Annotated in this window: 14 protein-coding genes; 8 read left to right on the top strand and 6 right to left on the bottom strand. The window is 64.8% G+C overall.

Annotation, left to right across the window (positions count from 1 at the left end; all coding sequences use genetic code 11):
• Positions 1-37 precede the first annotated feature (37 nt).
• From LDO54_RS18425 to LDO54_RS18415, 3 genes are read right to left on the bottom strand one after another with little or no spacing between them, the layout of a single operon-like run.
• Entirely contained in the window at positions 38-3,352 is a 3,315-nt protein-coding gene (locus tag LDO54_RS18425; RefSeq protein WP_224012114.1) for an efflux RND transporter permease subunit, read from the bottom strand.
• Positions 3,349-6,510, bottom strand: a complete 3,162-nt coding sequence (locus tag LDO54_RS18420) for an efflux RND transporter permease subunit (RefSeq protein WP_224012113.1) — start codon at positions 6,508-6,510, stop codon at positions 3,349-3,351. Before LDO54_RS18420 ends, LDO54_RS18425 begins: the two co-directional genes overlap by 4 nt.
• 18 nt (positions 6,511-6,528) lie before the next feature.
• On the bottom strand, positions 6,529-7,896 hold the full coding sequence (locus tag LDO54_RS18415; protein ID WP_224012112.1) for an efflux RND transporter periplasmic adaptor subunit: 1,368 nt from the start codon (positions 7,894-7,896) through the stop codon (positions 6,529-6,531).
• A gap of 703 nt (positions 7,897-8,599) precedes the next feature.
• On the opposite strand from LDO54_RS18415, the gene LDO54_RS18410 reads away from it, so the two are divergent.
• From LDO54_RS18410 to LDO54_RS18400, 3 genes are all read left to right on the top strand, one after another.
• Entirely contained in the window at positions 8,600-8,980 is a 381-nt protein-coding gene (locus LDO54_RS18410) for a DUF4148 domain-containing protein (RefSeq protein ID WP_224012111.1), read from the top strand.
• 189 nt (positions 8,981-9,169) lie between these two features.
• Complete coding sequence (locus LDO54_RS18405; protein WP_224012110.1) at positions 9,170-10,309, top strand: MFS transporter; 1,140 nt, start codon at positions 9,170-9,172, stop codon at positions 10,307-10,309.
• Between the two features lie 77 nt (positions 10,310-10,386).
• The gene (locus LDO54_RS18400; protein WP_224012109.1) at positions 10,387-11,787 is read left to right on the top strand and encodes an amidase family protein; all 1,401 of its coding nucleotides are present in this window, start codon (positions 10,387-10,389) and stop codon (positions 11,785-11,787) included.
• An 11-nt stretch (positions 11,788-11,798) separates the two neighbouring features.
• Here the strand turns inward: LDO54_RS18400 and LDO54_RS18395 are convergent, their stop codons facing one another.
• On the bottom strand, positions 11,799-12,683 hold the full coding sequence (locus tag LDO54_RS18395; protein ID WP_224012108.1) for an AraC family transcriptional regulator: 885 nt from the start codon (positions 12,681-12,683) through the stop codon (positions 11,799-11,801).
• Positions 12,684-13,008: 325 nt separating this feature from the next.
• Here LDO54_RS18395 and LDO54_RS18390 point away from each other — a divergent pair, with 325 nt between their 5' ends.
• Complete coding sequence (locus tag LDO54_RS18390; RefSeq protein ID WP_224012107.1) at positions 13,009-14,853, top strand: hypothetical protein; 1,845 nt, start codon at positions 13,009-13,011, stop codon at positions 14,851-14,853.
• Positions 14,854-14,880: 27 nt separating this feature from the next.
• Positions 14,881-15,483, top strand: coding sequence for a hypothetical protein (locus LDO54_RS18385; RefSeq protein ID WP_224012106.1), 603 nt, complete (start codon positions 14,881-14,883; stop codon positions 15,481-15,483).
• A 129-nt stretch (positions 15,484-15,612) separates the two neighbouring features.
• Here the strand turns inward: LDO54_RS18385 and LDO54_RS18380 are convergent, their stop codons facing one another.
• Both LDO54_RS18380 and bdcA read right to left on the bottom strand, forming a co-directional pair.
• Positions 15,613-16,020 (bottom strand): VOC family protein, encoded by a 408-nt coding sequence (locus tag LDO54_RS18380; protein WP_224012105.1) that lies wholly within the window; start codon positions 16,018-16,020, stop codon positions 15,613-15,615.
• Between the two features lie 282 nt (positions 16,021-16,302).
• Positions 16,303-17,016 (bottom strand): SDR family oxidoreductase, encoded by a 714-nt coding sequence (gene bdcA / locus LDO54_RS18375; protein WP_224012104.1) that lies wholly within the window; start codon positions 17,014-17,016, stop codon positions 16,303-16,305.
• A gap of 164 nt (positions 17,017-17,180) precedes the next feature.
• On the opposite strand from bdcA, the gene LDO54_RS18370 reads away from it, so the two are divergent.
• The 3 genes from LDO54_RS18370 (at position 17,181) to LDO54_RS18360 (ending at position 20,602) form a co-directional block, all read left to right on the top strand.
• Entirely contained in the window at positions 17,181-17,690 is a 510-nt protein-coding gene (locus tag LDO54_RS18370; RefSeq protein ID WP_224012103.1) for a TetR/AcrR family transcriptional regulator, read from the top strand.
• 442 nt (positions 17,691-18,132) lie between these two features.
• On the top strand, positions 18,133-19,230 hold the full coding sequence (locus LDO54_RS18365) for an aromatic ring-hydroxylating oxygenase subunit alpha (RefSeq protein WP_224012102.1): 1,098 nt from the start codon (positions 18,133-18,135) through the stop codon (positions 19,228-19,230).
• Positions 19,231-19,321: 91 nt separating this feature from the next.
• Positions 19,322-20,602 (top strand): AAA family ATPase, encoded by a 1,281-nt coding sequence (locus tag LDO54_RS18360; RefSeq protein ID WP_224012101.1) that lies wholly within the window; start codon positions 19,322-19,324, stop codon positions 20,600-20,602.
• Position 20,603: the final 1 nt, after the last annotated feature.

The following is a 20,603-nucleotide window of genomic DNA, read 5'->3' as shown; positions in this document are numbered from 1 at the left end:
GGGCAGAGTCAGGTCAGTCGTTTTCATGATGCGGTCTTCATGATGCGTTCTCATCGGCCTGGCGATTCCAGGGCAGGCGTGCGGCCCAGCGTGCGAGACGGGCGCGCAGGCGGTCGAGGAACAGATAAATCACGGGCGTGGTGTAGAGGGTGAAGACCTGCGAGAGAATCAGGCCGCCCATCACGGTCACGCCGAGCGGCTGGCGCAGCGACGCGCCCTGGCCGATGCCGATCGCGAGCGGCACTGCGCCCAGCACGGCGGCGAAGGTCGTCATCATGATCGGGCGCAGGCGCACCACGGCGGCGTCGTGAATCGCGCTGCGCGCGTCCATGCCGAGATTGCGCTGATTCTGGATCGCGACGTCCACCATCATGATGCCGTTCTTCTTGACGATGCCGATCAGCAGAATGATGCCGATCATCGCGATCACCGAGAACGGCGTGCCGAAGATCAGCATCGCGAGAATCGCGCCGATGCCCGCCGACGGCAGCGTCGAGAGAATCGTGAGCGGGTGGATGGTGTTCTCGTAGAGCACGCCCAGCACGATATAAACCACGGCCAGCGCCGCGATGATCAGCAACGGCACGGTGCCCATCGACTGCGCGTAGGCCTGGGCCGCGCCCGCGAATTCGCCGTGAATCGCAGCGGGCATGCCGATGTCGCGCTCGGCCTGTTCGATGACCTTGCCCGCTTCGGAAAGCGAGCCGCCCGTCGGCAGGTTGAACGAGATCGTGCCCGCCACCTCGCCGCTCTGGTGGTTCACCTGGGTCGCGGTGTGGCTGATGCTCCAGTTCATCATCGCGGTGACCGGCACCATGGTTTCGGCGGCCGTGCTGTCCGCGCTGCCGCTCGAACTGCCGCCCTTGCTGTTGGAGATCGCGTTGTTCTGCTGATTCGCCACGGCGTCGGCGTTGCGCGAGTTGGTGCTGCTGCTCGAACTGCTGGTGCTGGTGATCGCGCTGTATGCGGTCACGCCCGAGACCGTGCTGCTCGACATCTGCGTGGACGCCGAACCGCTCGCGTTGCCCGCCGCCGTGCTCAGATAAATGCGGTCGAACGACTGCGGATACTGCCAGTATTGCGGCGCCACTTCCATCACCACGAAGTACTGGTTGATCGCGTTGTAGATGGTCGAAACCGTGCGCTGGCCGAAGGCGTCGTAAAGCACGCTGTCGACCTGGTTCGGGTCGAAGCCGTAGCGTTTCGCGGTCTGCCGGTTCACGGTCACATAGGTCTGCAAACCGTTTTGCTGCAGGTCCGAGTTCACGTCCATGATCGTGCCGCGATGCTTGTTCAGCTCGGTCACGAGTTTGGGCACCCATTTGAACAGCGCGTCGGCGTCGTCGCTCGTAAGCGTGTACTGATACTCGGCCGCCGACTGTCTTCCGCCGATCTGCAAGTCCTGTTGCGCCTGGATGAACAGGCGCGCGCCCGAGACCGCATTGAGCTTGGGCCGCAGCCGGTTCACGACCTCGCTGGCCGAGAGCTTGCGCTGCGCGAGCGGCTTCAGTTCGATGAAGACGTTGGCCGTGTTGAGCGCGCGTCCGCCCGTGAAGCCCGCCACCGACGCCACCGCCGGGTCCTGCTGCACGATCTGCTGCAACTGCGCGAGCTTCTTCTCCATCGCCGTGAACGAGATGCTCTGGTCGGCGATGATCTGCCCGATCAGAATGCCCGTGTCCTGCTCGGGGAAGAACGTGCCCGCGAGCAGGCGCGCGAGAAACACATTGCCGACCAGCAGCGCGAACAGCAGGAAGATCACGAGCTTCGCGTGATTGAGCGCGACGTCGAGCGAGCGCGAATAGAACTGCTTGAAGCGCTCGAACTGCGCGTCGATCCACTTCGCCGCGCGCGACGGCTCCTTGTGCAGCTGCTCGCGCTTGAGCACGTAGGCGCACATCGCGGGCGTGACCGTGAGCGAGACAATGAGCGAGATGATGATCGCGATCGAGAGCGTCATCGCGAACTCGTGAAAGAGCAGGCCGACGATGCCCGGCATCAGCAGGATCGGCAGGAACACGGCGATCAGCGAGAGGCTCATCGAGAGCACCGTGAAGCCCACTTCGCCCGCGCCGCGCAGCGCGGCTTCCTTCGGATCGAGCCCGGCCTCGATATGGCGCACGATGTTTTCGAGCACGACCACGGCGTCGTCGACCACGAAGCCGGTGCCGATCGTGAGCGCCATCAGCGAGAGCGAGTCGATGCTGTAGCCGAGCAGGTACATCGGGCCGAAGGTGCCGATGATCGAGAGCGGCAGCGCCACGGCCGGAATCAGCGTGGCGCGCGGCGAGAGCAGGAACACGAACACCACGCCGATCACCAGCAGCACGGCGATGAAAAGCGTGCGCTCGGTGTCGGCGACCGAGGCGCGCACCGACTCCGAGCGGTCCACGGCCACGTTCACCTTGATGGTGGCGGGCAGGGCGGCCTCGATGTTGGGCAGGCGCGCCTGGATCTGCTGGACCGTCTTCACGACGTTGCTGCCCGGCATCGGATAGACGATCACGAGCACCGCCGACTTGCCGTTGTAGAGGCCGGCGTTGCGGATGTTTTCGTTCGAGTCGCGCACGGTGCCCACGTCGCGCAGATACACGGGCGCGCCGTCGCGATAGGCGATCACGACGTCGCGGAACGGCGCGGCGTTGCTGATCTGATCGTTCGAGGTGACGACGAAGCGCTGGTCGCCCTGATCGAGATGGCCCTTCGCGCTGTTCGCGTTGGCCGCGCCGATCGCCGCGCGCACGTCCTCCATGCCGATGCCGTAGCTATTGAGCTTGCCCGGCTCCAGTTCGACGCGCACCGAAGGCAGCGCGCCGCCGCCGAGCGTGATCTGGCCCACGCCGTCCACCTGCGAAAGCTGCTGCATGATCACCGAATCGGCGGAATCGTAGAGCTGGGCTTTCGTGAGCGTGTCGGACGTGAGCGCGAGCACCATGATCGGCGCGCTCGCGGGGTTGTACTGGCGGTAAGTCGGATTGCTGCGCAAGGTGGTGGGCAGGTCCGCGCGCGCGGCCTGGATGGCCGCTTCGACGTCGCGCGCGGCGCCGTTGATGTCGCGGTTCAGGCCGAACACCACCACGATCATCGACGAGCCCACGTTGTTGATCGAGGTGAGCTGGCTCACGTCGGCGATGGTGCCCAGACGCCGCTCGAGCGGCTCGGCCACGGTGGACGCCATGGTGTTCGGGCTCGCGCCCGCCATGTTCGCCTGCACCACGATCACCGGATAGGCGATGTTGGGCAGCGGCGCCACGGGCAGGCGGAAGAACGCGAGCGTGCCGGCGAGCAGGATCGCGATCGCGAGCAGCGACGTCGCGACCGGTCTGCGGATAAAGAGCGCCGACAGGTTCACGGTGCCGCCTCGGGCGCGGGCGGTGTCGGGGGCGTGCCGCCATCCGCATCGCCTGGCTCGCCGCTGTCTTCATCGCGATTGCGCTTGCGGCCGAAACGCTCCGCGAGACGATCGAACAGCAGGTAAATCACGGGCGTGGTGAACAGCGTGAGCAGTTGCGAAACCGTCAGGCCGCCGATGATCGCGAGGCCGAGCGGGCGGCGCAGTTCCGAGCCCGTGCCGGTGCCGAGCAGCATCGGCAGCGCGCCGAGCATGGCCGCGAGCGTGGTCATCAGGATCGGGCGGAAGCGCAGCAGCGAGGCTTCGAAAATCGCCTCGCGCGGCGGCTTGCCGTGCACGCGTTCGGCTTCGAGCGCGAAGTCCACCATCATGATGGCGTTCTTCTTGACGATGCCGATCAGCAGCACGATGCCGATGATGCCGATCACGTCGAGATCCTTCCCCGCGATCATCAGCGCGAGCAGCGCGCCGATACCCGCCGAAGGGAGCGTCGAGAGAATCGTCACCGGATGCACGTAGCTCTCGTAGAGCACGCCCAGCACGATATACACGGCCACGATGGCGGCGATCAGCAGATAGACCTCGCTGGAGAGCGAGTCCTCGAACGCCTGCGCCGCGCCCTGGAACGACGAGGTGATCGACGGCGGCAGCTTCGCGTCGGCCTCGGCCTTGCGGATGTCGCGCACGGCGGAGGAGAGCGACGCGCCATCGGCGAGATTGAACGAGATCGTCACCGAGGGGAACTGCGCGAGGTGGCTGATCATCAGCGGCGAGCGTGTGATGCTGATGGTCGCGATGCCCTTGAGCGGCACCTGGCCCGTGCTCGCGGTCTGGCTCGGCAGATAGATGTCGCCGATCGAATCGACCGTCGGCAGCGACTCCGGCTTCGCGACCAGAATCACGCGGTACTGGTCCGACTGCTGGAAGATGGTCGAGACGATGCGCTGGCCCAGCGCGTCGTAGAGCGCGTTGTCGATGGTCGCCGCCGTGATGCCGTAGCGCGCCGCGAGCTGGCGGTTCACCTGCACGTTCACGGAGAGACCGTCGGTGTTGAGGTCGCTCGTGACGTCGGCGATCGACGGAATCTTCTTCATGCGCGCGACGAGGTCGGGCACGTATTGCGTGAACGCTTCCTGGCTCGGGCCGCGCAGCACGAAGTTGTACTGGCTGCGCGACACGGTGGTGTCGAGCGTCAGATCCTGCTCGGGCTGCACATAGAGGCGGATGCCCGGCACCTTCGCGACCGACTGCTGGATGCGCCGGCCGATTTCCTCGGCGCTTTCCGAGCGGTCGTCGTGCGGCTTCAGGTTGATCAGGAAGCGGCCGTTGTTGAGCGTGTTGTTGATGCCGTCGATGCCCACGTAGGAGGTGAGCGACTCCACGTCCGGGTCCTTGAGGATCTGCTCGGCCAGTTCGGCCTGGCGGCGCACCATCGCCGAATACGAGACCGAATTGTCGGCCACGCTGACGCCCTGGAGCACGCCCACGTCCTGCACGGGGAACAGGCCCTTCGGAATCATCACGTAGAGCAGGCCGGTGATGGCGACCGTGAGCACGGCCACGACGAGCGTGAGCGTCTGATGGTCGAGCACCCAGCGCAGGCCGCGCTCGTAGGCGGCGAGCGTCTTGTCGAACAGCCCTTCGCTGATGCGCTCGAAGCGGCTCGGATGGCGCTCGGCCTGGGCGCGCAGAATCCGCGCGCACATCATCGGCACCACGGTCAGCGAGACCACGGCGGAGAGCACGATGGTGACCGCGAGCGTGACCGCGAACTCGCTGAACAGACGCCCGATCACGCCGCCCATAAAGAGCAGCGGAATCAGCACAGCGATCAGCGAAATCGTCAGCGAGAGAATCGTGAAGCCGATCTGCCCCGCGCCTTTGAGCGCCGCCTGCAAGGGCTTTTCGCCTTCCTCCAGATAGCGCACGATGTTTTCGATCATCACGATGGAATCGTCGACGACGAAACCCGTGGCGATAATCAGCGCCATCAGCGAGAGATTGTCGATCGAGTAGCCCAGCTCGTACATGATCGCGAGCGTGCCGATCAGCGAGACCGGCACCGAGATGCTCGGAATGATCGTGGCGGGCAGATTGCGCAGGAACACGAAGATCACGGCGACCACGAGCGCGACCGCGAGCACGAGTTCGAACGCGGCGTCATGCACCGAGGACTGGATCACGCCCACGCTGTTCGACACCACCGTGACCTTCATGCCGGCGGGCAGCGTCGCTTCGAGCAGCGGCAGCTGGCGCATGATCTGGTTGACCGTGGCGATCACGTTCGCGCCCGGCTGGCGCTGCACGTTCAGCACGATCGCGGGCTGCTTGTTGTACCAGGCGCCGCGCTCGACGTCCTGCGCAGCCGTGGACACGCGCGCCACGTCCTTCATGAGAACCGGCGCGCCGTTCTGGTAGGCGATGACCGTTTCTTCGTAATCCTTGGGATCGGAAATCTGGTCGTTCGAATTGATCGTGTAGTCGAGCTCGGGGCCGTCGAAGTTGCCCTTCGGCGCGCTCACGTTGACGTTGGCGAGCAGCGTGCGCAAGTCGTCGAGATTGAGGCCGTAGGCGGCGAGCTTTTGCGGATCGGCTTCCACGCGCACGGCGGGCACGTTGCCGCCGGCCGTGCTCACGAGACCCACGCCCGGCACTTCGGAAATCTTGGTGGCGAGGCGGTTGTTGGCCGCGTCCTGCAACTGCGTGAGCGACATCGATTTCGACGTGATCGCGAGCGTGAGGATTGGCTGGTCGGCGGGATTGACCTTGGCGTAGGTCGGCGGCGCGGGCAGGCCGGTCGGCAGATAGCTGTTGGCCGCGTTGATGGCCTGCTGCACGTTCTGCTCGGCGACGTCGAGATTGAGCGAGAGGTCGAATTGCAGCGTGATGACCGAGGCGCCCTCGGAACTGTACGAGACCATCTGCTGCAAGCCCGGAATCTCGCCGAGCTGCACTTCCAGCGGCGCGGTGACGGTGGTCGCCATCACGGTCGGGCTCGCGCCGGGGTAGAAGGTCTGCACCTGGATGGTCGGATAGTCGACCGCGGGCAGCGACGAGACCGGCAGGAACTTCATCGCCACGAGGCCCACCAGCACCATCGCGATCATCAGCAACGATGTCGCGACGGGCCGCAGGATGAAAAGACGCGAAATATTCATCGGTGCGGGACTGGCTGCTTAGGACGCTTGCGAAGCGGAATCGGCCGGGGCGGCGCTGGCGCCCGATGCGGCCGATGCGGCTGATGCAGCGGACGCACCCGATGCCGCGAAGCTCGCGCGGGCATGCGCGTGCGCGGCGTTGCCCATGCGCGCTTCCGCGCCGGTAGCCGCGTCGGCGCCGCTGGCGCCGCTTGCACCATTGGCCCGGCGCGCGCCCGCGGGCTGGATCTTCGCGCCGTCGTTGAGGCGGTCGAGCCCGTCGGTGACCACGCGTTGTCCCGCGTTCAGACCGGAGACGATCACCGTATGCTGGCCGTCGCTCGGCCCGATCGTGACCTTGTGGACCGACACGGTGTTGTCGTCGTTGACGAGATACACATAGTCGCCGGGCGCGCCCGACTGCACCGAGGGCGTCGGCACGAGCACGGCGTTCTGCATCGTGTCGACGAGCAGCTTCACGTTGACGAACTCGTTCGGGAACAGCGCCTCGTCGTCGTTGGGGATGCTCGCGCGCAGCGTGACCGTGCCGGTGGCCGTCGCCATCTGGTTGCTGATCGCGTAGAGCGTGCCGGTGGCGAGCTGCTTGGTGTTGTCGGCGCTATAGACCGTGACGGGCAGCTTCGCGCCCGCGGTCGTGCGTTGCAGCACATCGGACAGCGCGTTCTGCGGCACCGTGAACTGCACGGTGGTGGGCTTCATCGTCGTGATGACGGCGATGCCCGTGGAACTCGACGCCGTCACGTAATTGCCCGGATCGACGAGACGCAGGCCGACGCGGCCCGACACCGGCGCGGTGATATGGCAATAGATCAGATCGAGTTCGTACTGCTTGATGGTCGCGAGGTCCGACTTCACGGCGGCTTCGTCCTGCGCGACGAGGAACTTCTGGTCGGCGTAGGTCTGCTCGGCGATCGACTTCTTCTCGTTCAGTTGCGTGTAGCGCGCGAGGTCGGCACGCGCCTGGGCAAGCGAGGCCTGATCCTTGGCGAGCGTGGCCTCGGCCTGCTCCTTGTTGATCTCGTACTGGCGCGGATCGATCTGCGCGAGGAACTGGCCTTTGACCACGTCCTGGCCTTCGCGATAGCCGACTTCCGTGAGATAGCCGCTCAATTGCGGCAGCACCGTGACGGTGGCGACCGGCGTGACCGTGCCGAGCGCGTTGAGCGTGACCGGCATCGCGCCGAGCGCGGCGGGCGCGACCGTGACGACCTGGGGCGCGGCGCCGCGCTCGGGCTTCTTGCGGTGCAGCACGTGCACCACCACGAGCACGATCAAGACGAGGATGACGAGCGCGAGAATCCAGACGCCGCGCCGCTTGCGCGCGGGGGCGGGCGGGGGTGGCGGCGGGGTTTGCGGAGCGGTGGGCAGGTTCGGCGTATCGCTCATGCCAGTCTCCCGGTCGATGCGGCGGCGCCGTCGAAGCCGCGGGCCATGCTGTGTGCAACGCCGTCGCCAGCGCGATGGTCATCGTGTGCGGCGCGCGCGTTCGCGTGCTTGCAGGGGCCATGTGCGGGACACGGCGTTTTTCCCGCTTCGGGAACGTGCCGTTCGACGTCGATTCGCATACGCATTCTCGTGTTTGTTGTGGGCCGCCCAAGGCCGCGCGGCACGCAGCGAGAGGCGAGACTCGCAGTCTAACCAACTCGCGCGCTAATTTCGAAACGTTAGTTTTTTGAAAGGTTTTGCCTTATTACAAGGCCTCGAATCCGTCGTGCGCCGTGACAAAGGCGAGCCGCGCGACGGCTTGCCAACGCATTGGAAACCGGCGGTGCCAGGGCATGAGCAGAGCATGACCCGGGCATGACCAGGGTTTCAACAGGGCGTAACGCACGCTAACGGAATAGTCTTGCAAACAGCTTTCGATTGCGTGCCGAGGGGCGCGCTTCGGGGCACTTTTTCCCGCGCCTTTGCGATGTGCCGCGTCCGCACTATGTATCGCAATGTATCGGGACGCAGATACGACATACACGCTTGCAAATTGGCACGCGCGCGGAAACAAGCCAGATACATCGCGGCGTTCAAATAACTCCTGTGCACGGTTGATACCTCATCCACTGCATCACACCCACTCAATGCCAGGAGAAACACCATGAAACTCGTTCAATCGCTCGTCGTTGCCGCTCTCGTCGCTGTGCCCGCGCTCTCGTTCGCGCAGTCCAATGTGCAGAACGCGCCCATCACCCGCGCCGAAGTGAAGGCCGAACTCGTGCAGCTCCAGCAGGCGGGCTACAACCCGGCCAGCGACAACACCCAGTACCCGGCCAATCTGCAAGCCGCGCTGGCGCGTGTGAGCGCGGCCAACGGTGAAACGGCGGTCGCGTCGTCGTCGGCATCGTCGGCGTCCGCATCTTCGTCATATGGCGGCGTGGCGCAGGGCGCATCGGCATCGGGCAGCCGCGCACCGCGCGTCCACGTGAGCGCGCCCGACGCGGACGTGCCCGGCCTCGGCCCGATCTACGCGCACTCGTGATGCGCGTGCATGGCTCACGCATCGCTTGAACCCGACGCATCAGACACACACGACACACCCGAAGCACCCGGCACGCGCGCGGCCCCGCCGCGCGCAGCCCTGATACGCTGCCGACCATCCGCCTCATTCACTGGCCGATCATTGCCACCGACCGGGAACCCGACCGTGCGCCCGATACACGCCGCAATCATGCTCATAGGTGTGCTGCTCGCTTCAGGCGGCTACGGGGCGACGTTTCTGTTCTCGATGCACGTGCGCGCGATCGGCGGCACCGACTTCGACACCGGCGTGGCGCTCGCGGGCGCGGCGCTCGGTACTTTCGCGGGCGTCTCGCTGACCGGCTGGGTCGCCCAGCATGTGGGCGCGGCGCGCATGGCCGCGCTCGCGGCGCTCTGCGTGGGCGCGGGCGTGGTGGGCTTCGCGCTCATGGCGCACGCGAGCGGCATCGACGCGCTGCCCGGTTTTCTCGTCGGCCTCGGCTGGGGCGCGTTCTGTCTCGCCGCCCCGATGGCGCTCGCCGAACGCACCAGCGACGCCGACCGCAGCCTCTGGTTCCTGCGCTTCGCCACGTTCCAGATGGCGGGCGTGGGCGGCTGCCCCGCGCTCGCGGCCTTCGCGATGCGCTTCTGGCGCATGCCGCTCGAAGGCGTGCTCTACGCGATCGGCGCGCTGTGCCTGATCGGCGCGCTCACGCTCGAAATCTTCGGCCGCCTCGCGCGCGTGCAGCCCGCGCAAGAACGCTGGCTGCGCAGCATCGGCGCAATCGCGCGCACGCGCGCCGTGTATCCGATCGTCATCATCGCGCTCGGCGGCTGTGTGTTCTCCGGCCTGATGACGTTCCAGATGTCGCTCGTGCAAGGCACGCAGGCCAAGGCGAGCACCTTCTTCAGCCTGTACACGATCACGGTGATCGCCACGCGCTGGCTGCTCGCGCGCCTCGTGGTGCGCATGCGCGCGGCGACGGCGACCAAGGTCCTGCTCGCGATGATGGTGCTCGGCAGCGCCGCGATGTTCGCGGTGCCGTACCACGCGGGCTTCCAGGCGCTGGCCGCGGTGCTGCTCGGCACCGGCTACGGGCTCGCCTATCCGATCGTGCAGGTGCAGGCCATCGACGACTCCGCCGCCGCGCACCGGCGCGCCGCGCTGACGTGGTTCGTGGCGGCGTACTTCGTCGGCGCGTTCGGCTTTCCGTCGCTGGGCGGCTGGGTGCTCGTGCACAACGGCAAGGGCGCGCTGCTCGCGCTGATCGCGGGCTGCGGACTGGCCGCGCTCGCGCTGGCGATCCTGCGCGACCGGCGGCGCGGCGGCACGCTTTCGGCGAGCGCGTGAGCCGTCGTCGAACGTAGCGAATTTTGGTTTTTTACCCGACGCAACATCCCTCATCCCACAGAAGAACCGGAGGAAACGTGACTGAACTTTGGCGACTATCGGCAACGGAACTGGCGAAGCGCATTCGAAGCCGCGAAGTCTCGGCCCGCGAGGCCGCGACCGATGCGCTCGCGCGGCTCGACGCCGTCAACCCGCTCATCAACGCGGTGGTCGCGCACGACCCCGCGCGGGTCTACGAGCAGGCCGACCGCATCGACGCGGCCATCGCGCGCGGCGAGGACCCGGGCCCGCTCGCGGGCGTGCCGGTCACCACCAAGATCAACGTCGATCAGGCGGGCTTCGCCACCACCAACGGCACCGTGCTGCAAAAGGAGCTGATCGCGCCCGCCAACAGCCCGGCCGTCGACAACCTCGTGCGCGCGGGCGCGGTGCTGCTCGGCCGCACCAATTCGCCGACCTTCGCGCTGCGCTGGTTCACGAGCAATCAGGTGCATGGCGCGACGCGCAATCCGCGCAACGCCGCGCTCACGCCGGGCGGATCGAGCGGCGGCGCGGCGGCGGCGGTCACGGCGGGCATCGGCCAGATCGCGCTGGGCACCGATATCGGCGGCTCGGTGCGCTATCCGGCCTACGCGTGCGGCGTGCACGGGCTGCGCCCGAGCCTCGGACGCGTGCCCGCGTTCAATGCGTCGTCGCCGGAACGGCCGATCGGCGCGCAACTGATGTCGGGCGCGGGCCCGATGGCGCGCAGTATCGACGATGTGAGCCTCGCGTTCGCGGCGCTCGCGCAGCCCGACATGCGCGACCCGTGGTGGGTGCCCGCGCCGCTCAAGGGGCCGGACGCGCCGCTGCGCGCGACGATCTGCCTGCGCCCCGGCGGCATGACGATCACGAAGGAGGTGGAGGACGCGCTGCTCGACGCGGGCCGCCGTCTCGCGGATGCGGGCTGGCAGGTCGAGCAGATCGACGACACGCCCTCGATGCGCGACGCCGCCGAAGTGCAGGAGCGTCTGTGGCTCGGCGACGGGTATCCGGCGCTGGTCGACGCGGTGCTGCGCGACGGCGATCCCGGTGCGCGCGCCGTGGTGGAGGGCGTGCGCGCGAAGGTGGCGGCGATGCCCGAGGACGTGGTCAGCAAGTCGCTGGTGCGCCGCACCACGCTCGCGCGCCAGTGGCGGCTGTTCTTCGCCGAGCATCCGGTGCTGCTGCTGCCGGTGTCGGGCGAATTGCCGTTCGCGGACGGGCTCGATCTGCAGGGACCGGAGGGCTTCCAGCGCGTCTGGGATGCGCAACTGACGCTGCGCGCGTTGCCGGCGGTGGGCTTGCCGGGGCTGGTCGTGTCGACGGGCATGGTCGACGATGTGCCGGTGGGCGTGCAGATCGTCGCCGGGCATTATCGCGAGGATCTGTGCCTGCTGGCGGGCAAGGCGATCGAGGCGCGCGGCGCGCCGCCTTCGCCGATCGATCCGGCTGTCTGACGCGCGGCGGCTTAGCTGGCGGGTTGGTGCCCGTCGTCCTGGCTTGCCGGGGCGGCGGATGCCGAGGTCGCCGAGGTCGCCGATGACGCCGATGACGCCGATGAAGCGAGCGTCAGCGTATCTTCCGGCCGATAGTCGCTCGGCGAGACGCCCAGTTCGCGCCGGAACATATCGCTGAAACTGCTGGGCAGATAGCCGAGCAGCCGCGCCACGGCGCTCACGGGCTGGCCTTCCGCGAGCCGCGATACCGCGATGGCGAGCTGCACCTGCCGCCGCCATTGCGCAAAACCCACGCCCAGTTCACGCGTGAAGAGGCGCGCGAGCGTGCGCACGCTCGCGCCCACCGACGCCGCGTGCTGCTCGAAAGCGATCTCGTTCGACGGATTGTCGATGACCGCGCGGCACAGCATCGAGAGACGGCGGTCGGCGCTGCCCGACGCATCGGGCAAGGGAATGCGCAGCGTCGAGCGGCGCGCGTGCGCCAGTTCCATCCCCGCGAGACGCGAGGCGGCGGCGCGCCAGGCATCGTCGCGCTCGTGCTCGCGTTCGGCGAGATTCTTGATCAGCTCGCGCAGCAGACCGTCGACTTCGAAGACCTCGCAGCGCGTGCTCAGATGCGGGATGTCGTGCTCGTGCAGATAGAGATTGCGCATCTCGACCGCGCTCATCATATGGATCGCGTGCGGCGTGCCGGGCGGCAGCCAGACCGCGCGCTGCGGCGGCACCACGAGCGCCTCGCGGCCCGCTTCGACCCACATCACGCCGGAGACGGCGTACAGCACCTGCGCCCACGTGTGCGAATGCGGCTCGATCTGCAAGCCGCGCGGATAGTGGCGCGCGAGCGAGCGGGTGTGGCCGGGCGCGTCGTCGAGGGTGGGCGGGGTGGCTTGGGGCATGGAGGGCGTGGCGTGCGTGGCGTGCGTGTTGCGTATAACGCTAACACGGTGTGGCAGGTGAAAGACGCGGGCGGCGCGGATTGGTTTTAGTGTGGATTGGCGCACCTTTCCAAATTCCGGTACGCATTTCCTTTTTCTGCGATTGATTTGGTGCGGGCGATGAGTTGGCCGAAATTATTTTTATCAATATTAATTGCTTCGACATCAAAAAATAATCTATAACTGCAGAGCGATCCAGCTTGAATGATATTTATTCGTCAGATCAATCCGATTGCGTAGCACCTGGCAGTTTGAATGCAAATGAAGAACTACTCGGGATGCTGCCATGAAAAAGCCCGTGCGGCCTGTACTCGATGCCCTGAGAAATGCTGCCGAGGAAGTCGCTGATCATATCGGTCCAGTGGGAAGGCCATTCTGGGAATTCACGACCAATATCGGCCCGGCGTTGATTGCAATCGTATTGTGGTGGGGACATCAGCGCGAATTTGAAATCGTCTGGATCTCGGTTGGTTTTGCTGCAGGCGCCGTGCTCCTTGCAACGTTGCCAGTCTGGTTGAATTCCCGTGAATCGTTGAGGGATGCGGCCCGTCCGGCCGAGCGTATGCAGCCGGTATTCGACAAGCTCAGTTGGGTGCTTATGGCAGTGGTTTTGCTGCTTAGTGCAGTTGACGCGGCGAGTCGTGCATTTTACGACGAAGGGGTATCAGGCATTGCTTCGCCAGATTATCGTTTGTGGAATAGCCGTTGGACGTTCAGTGAACTCGATATTTATTCGCTTACGTTTGGATTGGTGACCATTGTTTCTCCTATTTTCCTGGAGTGGCTTGCAAGAGCTGGAAAAGTCACAAAGGAACGGAATTTAACGCATTTCGCGCTTGCTGCATTGCCGTTCGTCCTTGCCGCTGCGTGGCTCTCCAGCCGTTATCTTATGAAGGTGGCTATCGAAGCGCAGGCGTGTCAACCCGGTCATGCAACGGCAATGATTGCTGGCGTAGAGCGATGTGTCGCTGTGCCGTCTCTACAAGCGCTGACTGATGGCCAACTCGAACTGGCGGCGGTGGGCATTGTTCTGTTTTTGATCAACTATCTGGGCAGGCATCGCACGCTTGTCGAAATGTTAGGCTGCAAATGTCACGCTGATGAGCACACACCAGAGCAAAGTGTGCAGGGCAGCACGAGCGACTCCACGGCAACGCAGCAAGACGTCGATGCAGCATTAGACGACGAACTGCTCTGGGCGAAGACGCTCCGCGCACTGGTATTCGAAACAGTGGTGTTGCCGCCCCTCATCGTTAGCGCGGCACTGGTCAGCTCGACGCTCGACGAAGCGACTGCTGCGGTGTATGGCGTGTTTGTGTACAGCGGATTCAGTGTGTGGAATCTGTCGGCCAAAGTGGTGAAGGGCGCGAAATCCCGTTTTCGAGGTTTGATTGCAGTCCTCATTTTGCTGATTCAAGGCCTTTTTCTCACGGTACTTTGGTCTATAGCACTGGCTAACCTCGGTGCGGCCGTCGATCCCGAAAAGTTCGACGCTGTGCTGCGCATTGCATTGGCTGCGATTTTTGTTCAGGTGGTGTTCGGGCCGGTTTACCAGAATGCATGGGGCAGGACGCTGAGCGATCGATGGATGCTGGAGGGCCCGGAATATGTGGTGGTGGCCACAATGATTTGTGTAGCGCTTGGTGCGATGCACCCGGACGACGGTAAATGGGCATGGGCGCTCGGTATTGTGGCGGTTATGGTCTTTGCCCCGGCGTGGGCGCTCCGTCGTACCTTGGTTGCCTACATTTTGATGCGCGTTCAACCCGGACGAACTCCGCATGTGCGCAAGACGCTGGCGGCTTCCGAGATCCAATCTGCAGTTGTCTATGGCGACTACGATTTGCTGGCCAAAATTGAGGTGCCGGGTAAGTTGCGATTTTTCGCGCGGCGCGCAGATGTTGACAGCAGAAACCTTGGCGTCCTTGCTGCGTTAGTCAAGAGTGTCGTGCGCAAAGGTCGAGCTGGTGTTATCGAAACACAGACGTTGCTCGACTTCTCTGATTTCGTCCCCATACCAAGTATGGATGAGCCGAAAGTGAAACGGTCACGCGCAAGGGGCGGCGAATCAAAAGCCGCCATGTACACGGATTCAGATGCGAAGTATGCCGAAGGCTATTACGGAGCTTGAACTCGTTCTCTTCAAAAGGGATTGATCGTGCCGCTATGCTATAGCTTCTCTACTGCCGCCAAAGGCGCTAGCGCGCTCACTCAAGAAGAAGTCAAAGAGGCTGCCGCGGCCTTGATGGCGCGGCTCAATGGACCTCGCACGCCGACAAGTCGACACCTCTGCGCAACCCTCGAGGGTGAATATGATTATCTACTCAAATTCGAATACAGTGCTTTGGCGGATGTTGCTAAGGCTATTCTCGATAACCGTCGTCGGTTCGGTGCGGGGTTGTCCAGTACGCTGACGATGCTTCAGTACTCCGACGGGATTTCCCTGGTGCCACATCGCGAGACAGGAGCCTGCTTCGAGGTGCCAGCGTTTCCCCGCGGGTTGCTGCTGCTTCAAGAAAAATTGCAGGATGGTTACGGAACATCGAGGGCTGTCGTGGCGCAACTCGGAACTCGCCTCGATATTGTTCAGTGCATCGACGTATTCGGTCCGTTTGATTACATCGTTGAATTCAATGCACCAACAGCGATGCTCTGTGAGACGCGAGCGCGTGCGGTAGCCGATCTGATCGGTAAGCACGTTATCCGCTCGACAGTCTTGTTCTGCAAGCCATTCACACACGAGAGCATCGCGATAGATTGAACGGCAGCGTGGTCGGGGAGCGCGACAGCGCGCTGCCGTTTCTCCCGATGTTTCGATTCAAGTTACTCAGTAACGATTTCGATGCTATTCAAGCTAGCGTCGGCGCCTTGTTGCGAAAAATATCCCACCTCAATTATCGAACGTCCCCTGATACTTCGGCGCCGCATCCTGACGCGTGTTCAATTCGAACATCACGCCGCCCGGTGCGCGGCAGAAGAACCGCGAGCCGCGCCCGTTATTGAACACGTCGGTTTCCATCTGCACGCTTTCGGCCTTGAAGCGCGCATGAAGCTGCTGCACGTCTTCGACGCCAGGCAGTTCGAAGCCCACATGAAAATTCTCCGGCCAAACCGGCGTTTCGCTGCTCGTGTGGTCGATCACCACGTCGTAGCCGGGGCGCTTGAGAATATACGACTGCTCCCACGAACCGGCGATCGTGAAGCCCAGATAGCGTTCGAAGAAGCGCGCGGTGGCGGCGGTATCGGAAGAGGGGAAGCTCAGATGGTTGAGCTTCATGGTTTGCGTGACGTCGGTCATTCCTGGTCTCTTGTGCGGTGGCGACGGCCCCATGCCGTGTTCGCCCGAGGACTTCAGAATATAAGCAAACGCTCGCATTCGATACTCGCATTGGGCGCGCGAGGCGCGTGCGATAAAACCCCGCTAAAACAAGCGATTTTCTGCATGTTGGCGAATGCGCGGCGCGAGCCATGCTCGCGTTCGGCACGCCATTTTCGTGCTCGCAAAGCGTTCGTGCCCGCCTCGGTTCGCGAGGCGGGCACGTGACATACACTCCATACACTCATTACGCCGACACGTTTCTCAAGCGCCGAACCCGCCGTCGATCGTATGCATCGCGCCGGTGATGCCGCTCGCGTGCGGACCCGCGAGATACGCGACGAGGCTCGCCACGTCCTCGGCCGTGCCGTGACGCTTGAGCGCCATGACGCTGTGCATCATGCTCGCCATCGGACCTTCGGCGGGGTTCATGTCGGTGTCGGTCGGGCCCGGCTGGACCACGTTCACGGTGATGCCGCGCGCGCCGAAATCGCGTGCGAGCCCGCGCGCCATGCCTTGCAGCGCCGACTTGGTCATGCCGTAGGCGGTGAGGCCCTCGAACGGGATGCGATCGCCGTTGACCGAGCCGATCGCGACGATGCGCCCGCCATCGCGCATCGTGCGCGCCGCTTCAACGGAAGCGTGATACGCGCCGCGCACGTTCACGTCGAGCATGCGATCGACGTCGTCGGCTTCGATCGTCAGCGGATCGCCGACCACCAGCAGCCCGGCGTTGTACACGAAGACGTCCAGCGGACCCGCTTCCTTGACGGCGGCGATCAGCGCGTCGCGGTCGGCCGCGTCGGCCTGCACGGCGCTCGCGCCGGTTTCCTTCACCAGCGATTCGGCGGCTTCGCGCGAGCCGGCGTAGGTAAAGCGCACCTTCGCGCCGCCTTCGGCGAACACCTTCACGATAGCCTTGCCGATGCCGCGGCTGCCGCCGACGACCAGAACCGATTTACCTGAGAACTGCGTCATGATGGATGACCTCCTTGAATTAAAGTAGTGACCACTATATATTTCAGGTACGGGTAAGGCAAGGACTTTTTATAGTGGTCACTAATTTAAATTCAGGACACAAGCCGGGCCGTGGCCGGCCAAGGGTTTTCGACCCTGAGGCGGCGCTGGCAATCGGCGAGCGGATGTTTCACGAGCACGGCTACGACGCCGTGGGACTGGCTGCGCTCACGGAAGAACTGGGCATCAAGGCGCCGAGTTTCTACGCGGCGTTCGGCAGCAAGGCGGCCTTCTTCGAGCGCGTGATGGAACGTTACGCGCAATCGGCGTTGCCTGCCGCCGATCTGCTCGCGCCGGGCCGTCCGCCCGCCGAGGCGCTGGCGGACCTGCTGGAGCGCGCCGCGCGCACGTACGCAAAAGATCCGCGCCGCCGCGGCTGCCTGGTGCTGGAAGCGGCGCGCGGCGCGGGCGATACCGAAAGCGCGCTGCTCGCACGCCGGATCGCCGAGGAACGCCGCGCAGAGATCCGCGCTTACGTCGCCGCCACGCATCCCGACGCCGCCGATGCCGTGACCGATTACGTCGCGAGCGTGATGTCGGGCCTCTCGGGCAGCGCGCGCGAAGGCATGAGCGAAGCGCGTCTTGCCGCCGTCGCTCGTGCGGCGGCGGGCGGCTTGCATGCGCTGCTCGACTGAGCACTTAAGTGCTTAAACCTTCAGACGACGATGCACGGAGAACCGCGCATCGCTTGCGCATCGCCGCATAAATTAATCAGTCATGCTGATCGATGGCGCGAGGCACGGGCCCCTCGCCATCGTTTTTTGCTCCTCGCGATCCATCAGGCAAGAAAATTGCTGTCTCCCTCGATGCAGGCGCGGCAGCGGTGCGCCGCATCCGTTCAAACCCCGTACACGGATTCCAAACATCTCCGGTACCATGGAGTCGTTCGCCCGTCATGGCTTCGGCGCGCCGCAGCAGCGGCGTGAACGCCAGGCCAGGCGGGGCAGCGCAGCCGGAACCGAATCAGTGAAGCCGCTTCAATGAAGCCGATTCATTGGAGCAGAGCGGCGTCTTCGGCCCATCCGCACCTTCGGGTCGATCGGGAGCGAAGACGTGAACCCAAAGGAGTCATCACGCATGTCCGGAGTGCCGTCCCGAGACAACCTGGCGAGCGAGTCATCCGTGCGCGATCTGCGCCGGGTCCCCATCCATCCCGACTTCTGGTATCCCGTCGCGTGGTCCAAAGAGGTGAAGCGCGGCAAGGCGCATGGCGTGCATTTCGCGGGTGAACCCATCGTGCTCGCGCGCACCGAATCGGGCCGCGTGTTCGCGCTCGAAGACCGCTGCGCGCATCGTCAGGTGCCGCTGCATGCGGGCGTGGTCGAAGGCGAGGGCATTCGCTGCGGCTATCACGGCTGGACTTACGACTGCAGCGGCCAGTGCGTCGACATTCCCTATCTCGGCCGCGAGCGCCTGCCCAATGGCGTGCGCGCGTATCCGTGCCGCGAGGCGCACGGCATGATCTTCGTGTTCCCCGGCGACGCCACGCTGGCCGAGCAGACGCCGTTTCCCGAGATGCCCTCGGTCACCGACAAGGCGTACAAGACGCGCCGCTTCGGCCGGCCCGTGAAGTGCCATTACTCGTTCATGCACGAGAATCTGATGGACATGAACCATCAGTTCCTGCATCGCCGCCAGATGGGCCAGATGCGCGCGCGTTCGCTCGGCCGCCGCCGTGGCGAAAACTGGATCGAAGTCGATTACACCTTCATGCGCGAGGCGGGCAAGCAGCCCGCGGGCGAAGCGCTCGTGTTTGGTTCGAGCAAGCGCAGCGACGACCAGAGCGACCGCAGCGTCATGACGATCCGCACCGGCTATCCGTATCAGACCTTGCAGATTCGTTCGAGCGACGACACGCTCGTGATGGACCTCTGGATCGTCTACGTGCCGCTCGACGCGCAGCAGCGCACCAACCGCACCTTCGGCATGCTGTCGATCCGCAAGCCTTCGGTGCCGCTGCTGCTCGACGTGGCGTGGCCGCTGCTGGTGTGGTTCACGGAGCGCATCTTCAAGGAGGACCGCGCGATCGTCGAACTGGAGCAGGCCGCGCACGACAGTCAGGGCGCCGACTGGAATCACGAGGTGTTTCCGGTCATCAACGAATTGCGGGATGTGCTGCGCAATTGTGGTGCGCGCGCGGTCATTCCGATTCACGCGGTGGACGATCTCGCGTAGCGGCGCGGCGGTCCGCTTGATGTCGTGAAAAAGGTCCAGCGGGTAAGATGATCCGCTGGACCTTTTTTTGCGCGCCGCGCCTTTCAACCCGATGAACGCCACGCCTCTTGCAGTTCCCGACGACGGCCCCGAAGGCATCTACACACGCGGCTCGGGCGCCGCGCGCGAATGGTGGCGCGTCTCGCTGTCCGAACGCGCGCAGATGTTCCACATCGAGCATGGCCATGGCGAAATCGGCGCGGGCCAGGTGGACATCGACACCGTTGTCGATCTGGATAATCTCGAAGCGAAGCTGCTGAAGTGGCGTCGCGAAGGTTTCGTCTCCGAAGCGGAGGCTGAAGCCGCGCGCGAGGACGAGGCGCGCGCCGCGCGTGCGGGCAGCGTGTTCGCGGCGGATCTGCAACGTGCCGTGCGGGCGGCGCGCGAGATCCGCGAGGCCAGCGAAGCGGCGCGTCCCGCGAACGCGGCGCGCAAAACCGCGCACATCGGCAACGTGGAGATGCCGGTCGCGAACGATGCGAGCGATGCGCTCGTTCCGCGCCTGAACGAAGCGTATCTTTTCACGCCGCGCGCGGACGACATTGCGCTCGACATCGTCGAAAACCGCCGCGTGATGCTGATCGGCCACACGGGTTCGGGCAAGACCAGTTTCGTCGAGCAGGTGGCGGCGCGCACCGGCCACGGCGTGCTGCGCGCGAACATGAACGGCCAGACGACCGTCGGCGACTTCGTGGGTTTCTGGACGGTGAAGGGCGGCGAGACCGTGTGGGTCGACGGCGTGCTGCCCGTGGCGATGCGCGAAGGCTACTGGCTCATCATCGACGAACTCGACTTCGCCGAGCCCTCGATTCTCGCCGTGCTCACAGCGGTGCTCGAACCGAACGGCAAGCTGCTGCTCAAGGAGCGCGGCAACGAGATCGTCACGCCGCATCCGTCGTTTCGCCTGTTCGCCACCGCGAACGCGGCGGGCGCGATGAGCGCGTACCGGCACCTCTATCAAGGCGCGAATCTGCTCAACGAGGCCTTTCTCGACCGCTGGCGCGTGTATCTTTTCGATTACCTGTCGAAAGATGAGGAAACCGAAGTATTGCTGCGGACCTTGCCCGCGCTCACGCCTGCGCTGGCGCGCACGCTTGCAGCGATTGCCGCCGATTGCCGCGCCGCGTTCGCGCGCGAGGATCTGGCGAGTGCGTTTTCCACACGCCGCCTGATCGACTGGGCCGAACTGATGCTGCGTACCGGCGACGCCGAGCGCGCCGCCGCGCCCGCGATCTACGCGAAAGTGAGCGCCGAGGACGCCGCGCTGATCCGCAGCATCATCCGCCATCATGCGATTTTCGACGCATCGCCCGATGCGCCCTCCGCGTCCTGAT

Origin of the sequence: Paraburkholderia tropica, from assembly GCF_914484835.1 — a bacterium.
Taxonomy (GTDB): Bacteria; Pseudomonadota; Gammaproteobacteria; order Burkholderiales; family Burkholderiaceae; genus Paraburkholderia; species Paraburkholderia tropica_A.
This window is presented reverse-complemented; position numbering and strand designations above follow the sequence as displayed.

Bases quoted from the DNA above. Each gene is read 5' to 3' on its own strand.
- LDO54_RS18420 (WP_224012113.1), bottom strand. From the start codon at position 6,510: ATGAATATTTCGCGTCTTTTCATCCTGCGGCCCGTCGCGACATCGTTG.
- LDO54_RS18415 (WP_224012112.1), bottom strand. From the start codon at position 7,896: ATGAGCGATACGCCGAACCTGCCCACCGCTCCGCAAACCCCGCCGCCA.
- LDO54_RS18410 (WP_224012111.1), top strand. From the start codon at position 8,600: ATGAAACTCGTTCAATCGCTCGTCGTTGCCGCTCTCGTCGCTGTGCCC.
- LDO54_RS18405 (WP_224012110.1), top strand. From the start codon at position 9,170: ATGCTCATAGGTGTGCTGCTCGCTTCAGGCGGCTACGGGGCGACGTTT.
- LDO54_RS18395 (WP_224012108.1), bottom strand. From the start codon at position 12,683: ATGCCCCAAGCCACCCCGCCCACCCTCGACGACGCGCCCGGCCACACC.
- LDO54_RS18390 (WP_224012107.1), top strand. From the start codon at position 13,009: ATGAAAAAGCCCGTGCGGCCTGTACTCGATGCCCTGAGAAATGCTGCC.
- LDO54_RS18380 (WP_224012105.1), bottom strand. From the start codon at position 16,020: ATGACCGACGTCACGCAAACCATGAAGCTCAACCATCTGAGCTTCCCC.
- bdcA (WP_224012104.1), bottom strand. From the start codon at position 17,016: ATGACGCAGTTCTCAGGTAAATCGGTTCTGGTCGTCGGCGGCAGCCGC.
- LDO54_RS18370 (WP_224012103.1), top strand. From the start codon at position 17,181: ATGTTTCACGAGCACGGCTACGACGCCGTGGGACTGGCTGCGCTCACG.
- LDO54_RS18365 (WP_224012102.1), top strand. From the start codon at position 18,133: ATGTCCGGAGTGCCGTCCCGAGACAACCTGGCGAGCGAGTCATCCGTG.
- LDO54_RS18360 (WP_224012101.1), top strand. From the start codon at position 19,322: ATGAACGCCACGCCTCTTGCAGTTCCCGACGACGGCCCCGAAGGCATC.